The organism is Pseudomonas kairouanensis (genome assembly GCF_004682055.1).
GTDB classification, from domain to species: Bacteria; Pseudomonadota; Gammaproteobacteria; order Pseudomonadales; family Pseudomonadaceae; genus Aquipseudomonas; species Aquipseudomonas kairouanensis.
Genome location: NZ_QUZU01000080.1, coordinates 1 through 13201 on the forward strand (window position 1 = coordinate 1; position 13201 = coordinate 13201).

A 13201-nucleotide genomic window follows, 5' to 3' on the forward strand; every position below is an offset into this window, starting at 1 on the left:
CCCTGCGCAATTGTCCGGCGGCCAACAGCAACGCGCCGCCATTGCGCGCACCCTGGCGATGCAGCCTAAAGTCATTCTGTTCGACGAGCCCACTTCCGCCCTTGACCCGGAAATGGTTCAGGAAGTACTTAGTGTGATCCGCGCATTGGCCGAAGAAGGCCGCACCATGCTGCTGGTCACCCACGAAATGGGCTTTGCCCGCCAGGTGTCCAGCGAGGTGGTGTTCCTCCACCAGGGCCTGGTCGAAGAGCAAGGATCGCCACAGCAGGTGTTTGAAAACCCGCTTTCGGCGCGCTGCAAACAATTCATGTCCAGCAACCGCTAACGGAGCAACATGCATGCAGAACTATAAAAAATTCCTTCTGGCCGCGGCCGTCTCGATGGCGTTCAGCGCCACGGCCATGGCAGAAACCCTGAAAATGGGGATCGAAGCGGCCTACCCGCCCTTCAACAATAAAGACGCCAGCGGCAACGTGGTCGGCTTTGACAAAGACATCGGCGACGCCCTGTGCGCCAAGATGAAAGTCGAGAAGTGCGAAGTGTATGTGTCCGACTGGGACGGCATCATTCCGGCCTTGAACGCCAAGAAGTTCGACTTCCTGGTGTCCTCGCTGTCGATCACCGACGAACGCAAGCAGGCCGTCGATTTCACCGACCCGTACTACTCCAACAAGCTGCAGTTCATCGCCCCTAAAGCTACCGCCGACTTCAAGACCGACGCAGGCTACTTGAAGGGCAAAGTCATCGGTGCACAACGCGCAACGCTGGCCGCTACCTACCTGGAAGACAAGCTGTCGGATACCGAAGCCAAGCTCTACGACACCCAGGAAAACGCCTACCTCGACCTGACGTCCGGGCGTCTGGACGGCATCCTGGCCGACAAATACGTGCAGTACGAATGGCTCAAGAGCAAAGACGGTTCGGCCTACGAGTTCAAAGGCGACCCGGTTGTAGAAAGCGACAAGATCGGTATCGCCGTACGCAAGGGCGACCCACTGCGCGAGCGCCTGAACAAAGCCCTGGCTGAAATCAAGGCAGACGGCACCTACAAGAAGATCAACGACAAGTACTTCCCTTTCAGCATCGAATGATCTGAACGGTATGCCCGGCGCGCTCACTTGAGCGCGTCGGCTTTTAGCAATGCCTGCCGCGATATGAAAACACCATGAATTTCGATCTCTACGGATTCGGCCCCGCGCTCGCCGCTGGCGCGCTGATGACCGTCAAACTGGCGCTCACGGCTTTATGCCTGGGGCTGGTGCTCGGCCTGGCCGGCGCCCTGGCCAAGACTTCCCCGTACAAGCCGTTGCAATGGCTTGGCGGCGCTTACTCGACCATTGTTCGCGGTGTGCCGGAGCTGCTGTGGGTGTTGCTGATTTACTTCGGCACCATCAACGCAATACGCGCACTGGGTGAACTGTTCGGCATCCCCGACCTGTCCCTCAGCGCCTTTGCCGCTGGCGTGATCGCGCTGGGATTGTGCTTCGGCGCCTACGCCACGGAAGTGCTGCGTGGTGCAATCATCTCCATCCCCAAAGGCCATCGTGAAGCGGGCGTGGCGCTAGGCCTGTCGAAGTTTCGCATCTTTACTCGCCTGATCATGCCGCAGATGTGGCGCATCGCCCTGCCGGGGTTGGGCAACCTGTTCCTGATCCTGATGAAAGACACCGCACTGGTCACGGTCATCGGCCTAGAAGAAATCATGCGCCATGCGCAGATCGCCGTAACCGTGACCAAACAGCCTTTCACCTTCTTTATGGTCGCTGCGCTCATTTATTTGAGCCTGACCTCACTGTCGATGGTGGTCATGCATTACCTGGAAAAACGCGCCGCCCGCGGCTTCGTGAGGACGACGTAATGGAATGGGAAGTCATCATCAAGTGGCTGCCAAAGTTTATTCAGGGCGCCATCCTGACCCTGGAGCTGGTAAGCATCGCCGTGATTCTCGGGCTGATACTGGCCATCCCGCTGGGTATCGCGCGCTCGTCCAAGCGCCTGTATGTGCGCGCCCTGCCCTATGCCTACATCTTTTTCTTTCGCGGCACGCCGCTGCTGGTGCAGTTGTTCCTGGTCTATTACGGCCTGGCTCAATTCGAAAGCATCCGCTCAAGTTTCATGTGGACGTACCTGCGCGATCCGTTCTGGTGTGCCACCGCCACCATGACGCTGCACACCGCCGCCTATATCGCCGAGATTCTGCGTGGCGCCATCCAGGCCATTCCACCTGGGGAAATCGAAGCGGCCCGAGCGCTGGGCATGTCCAGGCCCAAGACGCTGTTCTACATCATCCTCCCAAGGGCCGCGCGCATCGGGCTGCCGGCCTATAGCAACGAAGTCATCCTGATGCTCAAGGCCAGCTCACTGGCGAGCACCGTGACTCTGCTTGAACTGACTGGCATGGCCAGGACGATCATCGCGCGCAACTACCTGACGGTGGAGATGTTCTTCACCGCCGGCGTGTTCTACCTGTTGATCTCCTACCTGCTGGTGCGCGGCTTCAAACTGTTGGAACGCTGGCTGCGCGTCGATGCTTGCCAGGGACGTTGAGGCACGCTTCCAGGCGCTGGATGCCTTCCTGATCGAGCACCAAGGGCTGTGGAAACCACGGCCCTTTACCCATCGCCAACTCGCCTGGGAAACCCAACACCCCGACCTCGCCCAATGGCTGCGCCAACGCTCGCTGGCCGACGCCGACAATAGCCACAACCACCCCCACGACCTGCCCGCCCCCGCGCCCTTTCCACAGCTTGCTGCGCAAGCGCGCCAGCTCAGTGCTGTGGATAAATTACCGACCCAACCCTTGCCTTGTGCGCCCTCGCGCTTGAACGTCGATGTACCTGGCCGCAAGTGGCAACAGATCGAAGCCTTCGGCGCCGCGTTGCAGTTTGCCCATACGCCAAGACACTGGTTGGACTGGTGCGCTGGCAAAGGCCACCTGGGCCGCCGACTACTGCAAACCGGCCAACAACTCACCTGCCTGGAATACGACCCGGCGCTGATCGCCACCGGCCAAGCCCTGAGTGATCACCACGGTTTACCCGTAACCCATCGTCTGCAAGACGTGATGGCCGACGTCTCCCTGGGGCCCGAACACACACCCGTCGCCCTGCACGCCTGCGGCGACCTGCATGTACGCCTGCTGCAACTGGCCGCCGCCGTCGGCTGCAAACAGTTGGCGTTGGCACCCTGCTGCTACAACCGCATCAGCGCCGACGCCTACCAACCGCTGTCCCAAGCCGGCCGCGCGTCGACCCTACAATTAACGGTGGATGACCTTGGCCTGCCACTGAGCGAAACCGTCACCGCCGGCAATCGAGTGCGCCTGCAACGGGACATCTCCATGGCACGGCGCCTGGGTTTTGACCAGCTACAACGCCAGCTGCGGGGTTGCGACGAATACCTGCCCACACCCTCCCTGTCCGCCAGTTGGCTGGACAAGCCTTTCGCGGCCTACTGCCAGGAACTGGCGAATCTGAAGGGGTTATCCACAGGCGAGCAGGATTGGGTAGCACTGGAGGCGTACGGCTGGCATCGCCTGGCGCAGGTCAGGAACCTGGAATTGCTGCGTGGTCTGTTTCGGCGCCCGTTGGAGCTGTGGCTGGTGCTGGATCGGGCATTGTTTCTGCGCGAGAACGGCTACAAGGTCGAGGTGGGCAGCTTTTGCGAAACGGCGTTGACGCCGCGCAACTTGATGGTGCTTGCCCAGCGCGATTAAGGGGCAAGATTGTCGCAGGCCAGCCTGTGGATAACTCTGTTGATGAAATCTTTTCAGCACCTGTCGCTATCAGCGCTACAAGCGGAAAGCGGCATTGATCATTTTTTGTACAGAACGATAAAAAGCCGGTAAAACAGGCAGTTGCGACAGGATGAGAACCGCTCCACAAAATGGCTGTTGGGTAACCACTGCAACCAACCGATTGTGCATAAGCATCTGGCGTTTAGCCTATAACGCCGCTGCGACGCGCACGCTTCGGGCTGCGCGTAACAACCGACACAACTCATTAATGTCGTCGTTGGCCGAGCTTGCGGCGAGGTTATCCAGCGGGTCAGTGCTAAAGGCCAGCGCTTCGCTGATCGATGGGTCGCGATGGACGATCTCAAGCAGGTTCTCACTTAAGCGCTGCTTGAAGGCATCCACCATGTCGAGGCTGAAGGCCGAATGCTCATCCAACTGATTGATCACGAAATGACAACGCGGTGCACGCTCACGCGCCAAATAAGGGGCGAGCAATGCCTCCATCTGATCCAACGTGCCAAGGCAGGCGGCGTCCGACTGAACCACCACCAGCACATGGTCGGCCAGGTTCAATGCCTGGTGCAGATAAACGTTATTGCCGGCGGGCGTGTCGATAATCACGGTGTGGCGTTCGCTTAAACCAAGCGCCCGTAGGTGCTGTGCCAGCCAATGGGGTTCCCGGCTCATCCAGCGCTGCAGGTTTTCTTGTTGCTGAATATCAATATCGCCAAAGGGCATCACCTGGCACCCGGCGAAACCGGGTTGCAGCAGGGTCTCCCATTTCACATTGATCAGGCTGCCCCGGCCTATGCCAAGCAGCTGCTGATCTACACCGAAGTGTTGGCGCAGCGCATTCTGCGGGTCCAGGTCCAACGCCACCACGGGCTCGCCGAGACGCTGCAAACCGCTGCTCAAGGCTGTCACCAGCGTGCTGCGGCCCACGCCTCCATTGATTGACACCACAGCCACCACCGTCGGGCGGGGGGCGTTCGCGTCATAAGGCTGGGATTGCTCATTGGGGTAAGGCGCATTGGCGCTAAAGCGCGAGCCGTCCTTCATATTGACGCGAGTGCCATCATCGAACGGGATGGTGCCGAAGAAGTGCAACCGCGCATTTCGCCCTTTGGGGTCGCGGGAAACGCCCTTGCCAAAGAGGGCGAACAGATCGTCAGTACGGCTCATGGCCGAAGCTCCTTCACGGCGCGTTAAAGACGTGGGAGGTCGGTAAGAAAACTAGATTCACCGAAGTCTTTTTGTAAGCGCTTTCGTGGAGCCATTCTGTGTCAGCCACGGGCGAGTGTCATTATTTTGGTGATATTTTGATCAGTATTTCGGACGAGCGGAATTTAGCCAATTTACTGACGCACCCTTACCACAAAAAGCGTCAAAGTGCTTTCACCGTGCCATTGTTTTTTACCCTCTATCACCGCACCATTGCCGCACCTTCAATGCTGCAAGCTTGGGTAATCGCAGTGGCGATACGCTTTAAACTCCCTCGGATTCTCTACGGTTTTGCCATCGCGTTGGTGCTAGGTGGCGGGCTGTTGGGCGATTTGCTTGCCGATTGGGATTTCAGCCAGATCAGCCGCCGCGCCGAATCGCTCTATGGACCGCTGGGTGCCGGACGCCAACGCATCGATGCCTGGCAGCAACTGTTGTCGACGCAGCGCCAGATCGGCGAGCTTGAGCAACTCAAAGTGGTCAATCTGTTCTTCAACCGACAGATGAAATACCAAGAAGATATCGACCTGTGGCATGAGGTCGATTACTGGGCAACGCCTATTCAATCCCTGTGGAAAGGCGCCGGCGACTGTGAAGACTACGCCATCGCCAAATACTTCAGCCTGCGCCATCTCGGCATCCCGGCGGACAAGCTGCGCATCACCTATGTAAAGGCCCTGCGCCAGAACCGCGCGCACATGGTGCTGACCTACTATTCCAGCCCCGAAGCCATGCCCCTGGTGCTCGACAGCCTGATGGACCCGATTTTGCCCGCCAGCCAGCGTACCGACCTGCTGCCGGTGTACGCCTTCAACGGTGAAGGCCTGTGGCTGACTGGCGCGGCGGGCAACAAGAAAGTCGGTGATACCAAGCGCCTGTCACGGTGGCAGGATGTGTTGAAAAAAATGACCGCCGAAGGGTTTCCGGCCAGTTCGGATAATTAACAGGAGCAACGATGTCACTGTTCAAACAATTGCTGATCGCTATCTGTGTGTTCCTGGTGGTCGCCTTCAGCGGTAGCTTTGTGGTCAGCCTGGAAAGCTCGCGCACCCAGTACGTCAACCAGTTGCGCTCCCACGCCCAGGACGCCGCCACCGCGCTGGCGCTGTCGTTGACCCCGAACATTGATGACCCGGCGATGACCGAGCTGATGGTCAGCTCGATCTTCGACAGCGGCTACTACGCCAGCATCCGCGTGATCGACCTGAGCAATGACCAGGTGCTGGTGGAACGTGCCGCCGAACCTGACGCCAGTGGCGTACCGGCCTGGTTTGTGAAGATGATCGGCCTCGCGCCAGCGGGCGGAGACGCCATCGTCAGCCGTGGCTGGCAGCAGGCGGCACGGGTGGAGGTGGTGAGCCATCCGATGTTTGCCATCGCCAAGCTGTGGCAGAGCGCTTTGGGCAGCCTGGGCTGGCTGCTGCTGTGCGGTGCAGCGAGTGCGGTGCTGGGTGCCCTGTTGCTGCGCCGTCAGCTCAAACCGTTGGACTATATGGTCGAGCAGTCCCACGCCATCGCCCGCCGCGAGTTCCTGAGCCTGCCCGACCTGCCGCGCACCCCGGAACTGCGCCGCGTCGTGCAGGCCATGAACCAGATGGTAGAGAAGCTCAAGGCGTTGTTCCACGAGCAGACCGAACGCAGCGAGAAGCTGCGCGTAGAGTCTTACCAGGACAGCCTGACCGGGCTGGCCAACCGTCGCTATTTCGAGATGCAGCTCAGCTCCCGGGTCAGCAACCTGGAGGAGGACAGCTCCGGTTACCTGCTGATCTTGCGCGTCAACGACCTGGCCGGCCTCAACCAGCGCCTCGGCGGGCAGCGCACCGACCAATTGCTGCAAGCCGTCAGCCAGCAACTGGTGCGCACCTGCGCCAAATACCCGGAAACCCACAACCTGATCACCCGCAGCCGTGGCGGCGAGTTCGCGGTGCTCGCACCGGGCCTGGTGCGTGACGAAGCGCTGCAACTGGCCCAGGAACTGGAAGCCACCCTGCAAAGCCTTTACGAAACCGGCGCCACCGATATGCCTACCGTGGCCTACATCGGCCTGGCCCCCTACAACCCCGGCGACGCCTCGGCAGACTTGCTGAAGCTGGCCGACCAGGCCCTGGCCCAGGCAGAAGCCGGCAGCGGCCAGAGCTGGGTCTGCCTGGAGCAACACACCCAGGCCAATGTCAGCGATGACCCACACAGTTGGCACAACCTGCTCGATACCGCCCTGACCCAAGGTCGCTTCCGCTTGTTCTTCCAACCGGTGGTCAGCAGCAACGACACCCAGCAGGTGCTGCACTACAAAGTGCTGTCGCGCCTGCTCGACAACCAGGACCAGACCATCGCCGCCGGCCACTTCCTGCCATGGCTGGAACGCTTCGGCTGGACCGCGCGCCTGGACCAACTGATGCTGGACCTGGTGATCAAGCAGTTGGCCCAGCACAACCAGTCAGTGGCACTGAACCTCTCCGCCGCCACCTTGAACGACCCGCAAGCCTTGGAGCATATCTTCGAACGCCTGGCCCAGCACCCCGCCCTGGGGTCGCGCCTGATCCTGGAAATCGGCGAAGAACAAGTGCCCGAGCAAACCCAGCTTGAACTGATGATCCGGCGCATGCGCAGCCTGGGGTTCAGCCTGGGCCTGCAACGTTTCGGCGGGCGCTTCAGCATGATCGGCAACCTGGCACACCTGGGCCTGGCTTATCTGAAAATCGACGGCAGCTACATCCGCGCCATCGACCAGGAAAGCCACAAACGTATCTTTATCGAAGCGATCCAGCGGGCCGCCCACAGCATTGACCTGCCGCTGATTGCCGAGCGTGTGGAAACCGAGGGGGAGTTGCGGGTGATCCGCGAAATGGGCGTAGAAGGGGTGCAAGGCCAACTGGTGGGTGAACCGGCGCCCTGGCAGTAAAACGCGCCTCCTTGACGCACAGACCGTGAAGGAGGTGTACCCGGTTCAGATCAAACCGGTTTCATCGTCATTGATCAGCTCGCTCAAGCCACCCAGTGCCGCCCGCGCCTGAGTACGCTCCAGAAACTTGGCCTGTGCCGCTGGCGGCAAGTCGGTGATGCGAATCACACCCTTGGCCGTCAGCACCTGGATCAAGTCGTCCAGTACGCGGATCATCTCAAGGTCACTGCTCTTGAGCTGCTTGAGGCTGGTTTCGATCTCGTCCCCGCCGAACCATGCCTGGATCTCATGGTGGTCGGCCGGTAGCGTCTCGGTAGCTTCCGCAAAGGCCTGCGCCTCGACGCGCACCAAAGCGTTGTTGTGATCGCGTTGCACGTAGAACATCAGCGTTCTCCCAATAAAAAATCCCTGCAGGCGCCGCGCACGACGCCCACAGAGATTACACATTTTTTCCCAACCCGGATGCCAAAGGGGCGTCAATCCCGAAAGATTGACGCCCCAGTGGATCAGTCGTGGTGCTTGACGGTGAGGTCGCCACCGGCGATCAGGCTGTTGATCGCGGTGCTGCCATTGCCCCAGTTGGCGCCATCGACCTTGATGGTGACATCGGCCGTACCGCCATTGGTGGTGAACGAACCGCTGCTGCTCACGCTCAGTGTCGAGTTGCCCGAGGAGTCGGTGGTCAGCTTCAGGTACTTGTCCAAGTTGCTGTCGGTATTGCCTTGCAGCAAATCAGACAGGTCCAGCTTGTCGCCTTCGCTGTGCTTGAAGTCCGTGATCTGATCAAAGCCACCGTTGGTGTTGGTATCGCCTTTGAGCCACACGAAGGTATCGGCACCCGAGCCGCCGGTAAGGATGTCGTTACCCTTGCCGCCCACCAGGATGTCGTTGCCCGCGCCGCCATTGAGCGTGTCATTACCACCTTGGCCGAACAAGATGTCGTTGCCGGCGTTGCCGATCAACGTATCGGCGCCATCGCTGGTGCCGTAGATGTTCGACGCGTTGGCCAAGGCACCCACGTCCTGTACGTGCTCGGAGACGTACTGGTGCAGGGTGCGGTCATCGACCTGGTCGACGGTGATGGACAGCTTCTCGGCGGCGAACGCCTTGAGTGCAGCGCTGCCCTCCTGACCTTTGTAGCTGATCAGGTCACCGAAGATGATGTCGTTGCCCGAACCACCGTAGAGCTTGTCCGCGCCAGCGTCGGCGGTGTGACCGGTAATGGCATCCGCCAGCTTGGCGGTGTCGATCGCGGCGACCGTCTTGTCGGTATCGAAATACTTCTGAAGCATGTCGGTATCGATATTGCTGCCCAGCCCGATCGCTTGCACCTCGACCTTGCCCGTGACCGCATTGGTCAGCGCAGTGTAGGCGGTCTTCGCGTTCTCCAGCGCGTAGTCGTACCAGTAGGAGTTGCTGGCATAACCCGAGACGTTGAAACCACCCTTGCCGTCGGACACGACATAACCTTCAAAGGTCTGGGTGCCATTCGAGCTGTACGAGTAGACCTTGCCATCCTTGTCGACAATGACCTGCGTCTTGCCGTAGATCGTGGCGGTGAGCTCGGTGGTCTGGCCCAGGGTGTAGGTATTGCCGTTGACCTTGCCATCAAAGGTGATGTTTGTGCTATTGCGGCCGCCGGTCGCACCCAGGCCGGGGTTGTCGTACACCACGTTGTACACGTTTGGCGCACCGTCAGTGATGAAGTACGTCAGGTTTTTTGCACTGGTGTTGCTGGTGGCTTCAGAGCCCTTGAACCATGCGGTGGCTGCGTTGAAGGCATCCTGGTAGTTGGTCAGCTCGTTCGAGTTGGAGGCCATGTTGTTCAGCACTGCCTGCAACGCATCTTTGGCAGCCGCCTGGTCGGCCAGGTTCACCGACACCTGCGATTCAACCTTGGTATCGAAGTCGATCAGCAGCACTTTCACCACGCCCGAACCCTTCGCGTTGGCATTGGCGATCAAGGTATCGAAGATCGTTGAGAGCTGGGTCTTGATCGAGTTCATCGCGCTGTCCCCAATGCTGCCCGAGGTGTCGACGATAAACGCGATGTTGTAGTTGGTACCTGGCGTGGTGATACCGCCTTTGTCCCCGATCACGATGTTGTTGGCCGTGCTGGAGCCCAAGTCGATGGTATCGACAGCCGCGCCACCTTCCACCACAGGGGTGTAGGTCTGGGCTTTAACGGTGATGGTGCTGGTGGCCACCGACGAACTCAAGCTGTCGGCGCCGGCATTGTCTTTCACCGAGATATCGATGAGACGGTCGCCGGTGGCCGGGTACTTGCTGGTGCTGGAATACTGGAACGACTCAAGCAGCGCCTTGTACGTCGCCGAATCCGCAGTGCCCGAAAGCGTCAGGGTGATCTTGCCGCTGGTGTCAGTCCCCGCGCTGGTCACAGTGATGCCTTTGTACGTACCGCCCACCGTCACCAGGCTGGAGGTGAGCTGGTCACCTGTGCTGGCGTTTTTCAGGGTGATGGTCGCACTTTGCATCTGGGTGCTGTCGGCATCGGCGATGGCCACGCTGCCGGTGATCGCAACACCCGTGGCGGCGCGTTCGGTGTACGAGCCGTTGTAGCCGGTGGCGACAGCGCCATCGGCGGTGCTGAGGTCCAGGGTCGGCGCGTCGTTGACCGGGGTGATCACGATGCTCACCTTGCCGGTCGACGTTACCGTTTCTCCGGTGCTCACCTCGGTGGTCGTCGCCTTCACGGTCAGGTCGAAGCTGGTGGTGGAGTCCTTGAATGGTTTAACGGTCAGGGTGCCCAGGTTCCAGTTGGTGACATCGTAAAGCGCAGTCGTACCGGTCGATGTGTAGCTATGGCCGGTGACGCCATCCGTAATCACGGTGCCTGCCGGCATGCCACTGATTTCGACCTTGTGCGTCTCCGAACCGTCATTGTCGTAGAACGTGGCGGTAATCGGGCTGACCTTGATAACCGTGTCTTCCAGGCCGCTGTTGTAGACGTAGCCGGTGTAATAGCCTTCGCCATTGACCACATGGCTCTCGCCCAGCACCGCACCGGCGGCTTTCAGCGCCTCGATGCTGGTGTAGGTCTGGATGCCGCTGCTGCCCAACGACACCGAAGGGGCGTTGTTGATCGACACATTGACGTTGTAGTTACCCGCGCCGGCCTGGTTGTAGTGGTAAATGTCGAGGGTGTAGTAACCCGACTCGCTTGGCGTGTAGGCCGTCCCGCTGATCGCGCTGCCGCTGCTCCAGGTTTCGGTCGCCACCAGCTTGCCGCCCACGGTGATTGCCAGGCTGTCGTCGGCCGTACCGGTGAAGGTGTAGGTCTTGCCGGCTTCCAGGTAGATCAGGCCCGAGACCTTGGTCGCGGTGGTTGCCACCACATTGTCGTTGCTCACGGTGTGAACAACGCCCGTGGAGGCAGCGCTGGCGGCGGTTTTGGCGTCGATGACGCTGATCAGATCACTGGATTTGACCACGCCATTACCGTTGGTGCCCAACGCGGTAGGCAGGTTGCCGCCGGTCCAGGTTTGGATCGTCAGGCCCTGCGCTGCGGCGCCGGCTTGGCTCACGGTCAACACCGCTGCATCCGCCACCGGGTGGATATCCACGGTGATGGTTTTGGTGGCGCTGTTGGAGTTGCCGTCGGTCGCCTGGAACTTCAGCTCGGCGTAGTCGCTTTGCTTGTTACCCACGCCCGTGCTCGTGAAGCTGTTGTCGCCCGATTCGTTGGCTGTTGGCTTGAAGCGCACGTTTTGGCTGTCAAAGTCAGCCTGGCTGAACCCCTTGCCAGCCGAAGTGGCGGTGGCCAGATCTGCGCTGGTGAGTGTGACCCACACGCCGTTGACCTTGTACTCGATCGAACCGGCAACAGGCAGGCTGGTGAACACCACTTTCGGCGTGGAGTCCACGTCATTGACGCCGAAGGTCGACCATTGCAGCACGATCGGGGTGTCTTCGTTACCGTCGATGGAACCGTTGGTGGCTGTCGGTGCGTCGTTGACCGCCACGATGTTCACGTTCAGCGTACTGCTGGAGCCGGTGTTGGTGGTGTAGCCGATTTGCGGTACGTCACCGTTGAAGTCTTTGACCGGCGTGAAGGTATAAGCACCGTTGGCCGCGATGGTGATGGTGCCCACGTTGGCGATGGTTACAGTTGCACCCGCAGCGTAGCTGGTCGCACCGACCTGGAAGCTGGCAACGCTCAGCGCGCTATCAACGTCAGTGTCGTTGCTCAGCACGTTGCCCGTGGCCGCGTGGTCTTCCAAGGCACTGCCGCTGTCGGCACGCAGGATGCTTGGGTCGTCCACTGCCGAGATGTTCACGTTCAGCGTGCTGCTGGAGCCGGTGTTGGTGGTGTAGCTGATTTGCGGCACCGCACCGTTGAAGTCCTGCACCGGCGTGAAGGTGTAGGCGCCATTCGCCGCGATGGTGATGGTACCCACGTTGGCGATGATGGCGGTTGCACCCGCAGCGTAGCTGTTCGCGCCGACCTGGAAGCTGGCGACGGTCAGCACGTTGTCGACGTCTACATCGTTGGTCAACACGTTGCCGGTGGCCGCGTGGTCTTCCTGGGCGCTGCCGGTGTCGGCTTGCAGGATACTTGGGTCGTCCACTGCCGAGATGTTCACGTTCAGCGTGCTGCTGGAGCCGGTGTTGGTGGTGTAGCCGATTTGCGGTACCGCGCCGTTGAAGTCCTGCACAGGCGTGAAGGTGTACGCGCCATTCGCCGCGATGGTGATGGTACCCACGTTGGCGATGATGGCGGTTGCACCCGCAGCGTAGCTGTTCGCGCCGACCTGGAAGCTGGCAACGCTCAGCGCGCTATCAACGTCAGTGTCGTTGCTCAGCACGTTGCCCGTGGCCGCGTGGTCTTCCTGGGCGCTGCCAGTGTCGGCACGCAGGATGCTTGGGTCGTCCACTGCCGAGATGTTCACGTTCAGTGTGCTGCTGGAACCGGTGTTGGTGGTGTAGCCGATTTGCGGGACCGCACCGTTGAAATCCTGCACTGGTGTGAAGGTGTAGGCGCCATTCGCCGCGATAGTGATGGTACCCACGTTGGCGATTATGGCGGTTGCACCCGCAGCGTAGCTGTTCGCGCCGACCTGGAAGCTGGCGACGGTCAGTACGTTGTCGACGTCCACATCGTTGGTCAACACGTTGCCAGTGGCAACGTGATCTTCCTCAGCGCTGCCGTTGTCAGCGACCAGAACACTTGCGTCATCAACAGGCGAGATGCTCACGTCCAGCGTGCTGCTCGACCCAGTGTTGGTGATGTAGCCGATTTGCGGCACGTCACCATTGAAGTCTTTAACTGGCGTGAAAGCGTACGCGCCATCAGCACCGATTGTGATGCTACCAACACCCGC

General features: G+C 60.2%; 10 protein-coding genes. 7 read left to right on the forward strand and 3 right to left on the reverse strand.

All coding sequences use genetic code 11. The features are described 5' to 3' along the window. The 5 genes from DYL59_RS30605 to DYL59_RS30625 all read left to right on the forward strand — a co-directional run. Positions 1–325: ATP-binding cassette domain-containing protein (locus tag DYL59_RS30605; RefSeq protein ID WP_135292520.1), on the forward strand; the 325-nt coding region annotated here is incomplete at its 5' end. A gap of 13 nt (positions 326–338) precedes the next feature. Next, on the forward strand, positions 339–1091 hold the full coding sequence (locus DYL59_RS30610) for an ABC transporter substrate-binding protein (protein WP_135292521.1): 753 nt from the start codon (positions 339–341) through the stop codon (positions 1089–1091). Positions 1092–1165: 74 nt separating this feature from the next. Next, positions 1166–1858 (forward strand): ABC transporter permease, encoded by a 693-nt coding sequence (locus DYL59_RS30615; protein ID WP_135292522.1) that lies wholly within the window; start codon positions 1166–1168, stop codon positions 1856–1858. Beyond that, positions 1858–2547 carry an ABC transporter permease gene (locus tag DYL59_RS30620; RefSeq protein ID WP_135292523.1) on the forward strand — a complete coding sequence of 230 codons (690 nt, stop codon included), beginning with the start codon at positions 1858–1860 and terminating at the stop codon, positions 2545–2547. The genes DYL59_RS30615 and DYL59_RS30620 overlap by 1 nt, the downstream gene beginning before the upstream one ends. After that, positions 2528–3715: a methyltransferase gene (locus tag DYL59_RS30625; protein ID WP_135292524.1), complete on the forward strand. Its 1188-nt coding sequence runs from the start codon at positions 2528–2530 to the stop codon at positions 3713–3715. Before DYL59_RS30620 ends, DYL59_RS30625 begins: the two co-directional genes overlap by 20 nt. Before the next feature lie 228 nt (positions 3716–3943). Here the strand turns inward: DYL59_RS30625 and bcsQ are convergent, their stop codons facing one another. Continuing rightward, complete coding sequence (gene bcsQ / locus DYL59_RS30630) at positions 3944–4918, reverse strand: cellulose biosynthesis protein BcsQ (RefSeq protein ID WP_135292525.1); 975 nt, start codon at positions 4916–4918, stop codon at positions 3944–3946. Positions 4919–5184: 266 nt separating this feature from the next. On the opposite strand from bcsQ, the gene lapG reads away from it, so the two are divergent. Together lapG and lapD are read left to right on the forward strand one after the other, a co-directional pair. After that, on the forward strand, positions 5185–5901 hold the full coding sequence (lapG, locus tag DYL59_RS30635; RefSeq protein WP_135292529.1) for a cysteine protease LapG: 717 nt from the start codon (positions 5185–5187) through the stop codon (positions 5899–5901). Positions 5902–5912: 11 nt separating this feature from the next. Then, complete coding sequence (lapD, locus tag DYL59_RS30640) at positions 5913–7859, forward strand: cyclic di-GMP receptor LapD (RefSeq protein WP_135292526.1); 1947 nt, start codon at positions 5913–5915, stop codon at positions 7857–7859. Positions 7860–7904: 45 nt separating this feature from the next. Here lapD and DYL59_RS30645 read toward each other — a convergent pair whose 3' ends face one another. Together DYL59_RS30645 and DYL59_RS30650 are read right to left on the reverse strand one after the other, a co-directional pair. Next, entirely contained in the window at positions 7905–8243 is a 339-nt protein-coding gene (locus tag DYL59_RS30645; RefSeq protein ID WP_135292527.1) for a tryptophan synthase subunit beta, read from the reverse strand. A gap of 122 nt (positions 8244–8365) precedes the next feature. Beyond that, positions 8366–13201 (reverse strand): beta strand repeat-containing protein (locus DYL59_RS30650; RefSeq protein WP_135292528.1); only part of this gene is annotated, 4836 nt, incomplete at its 5' end.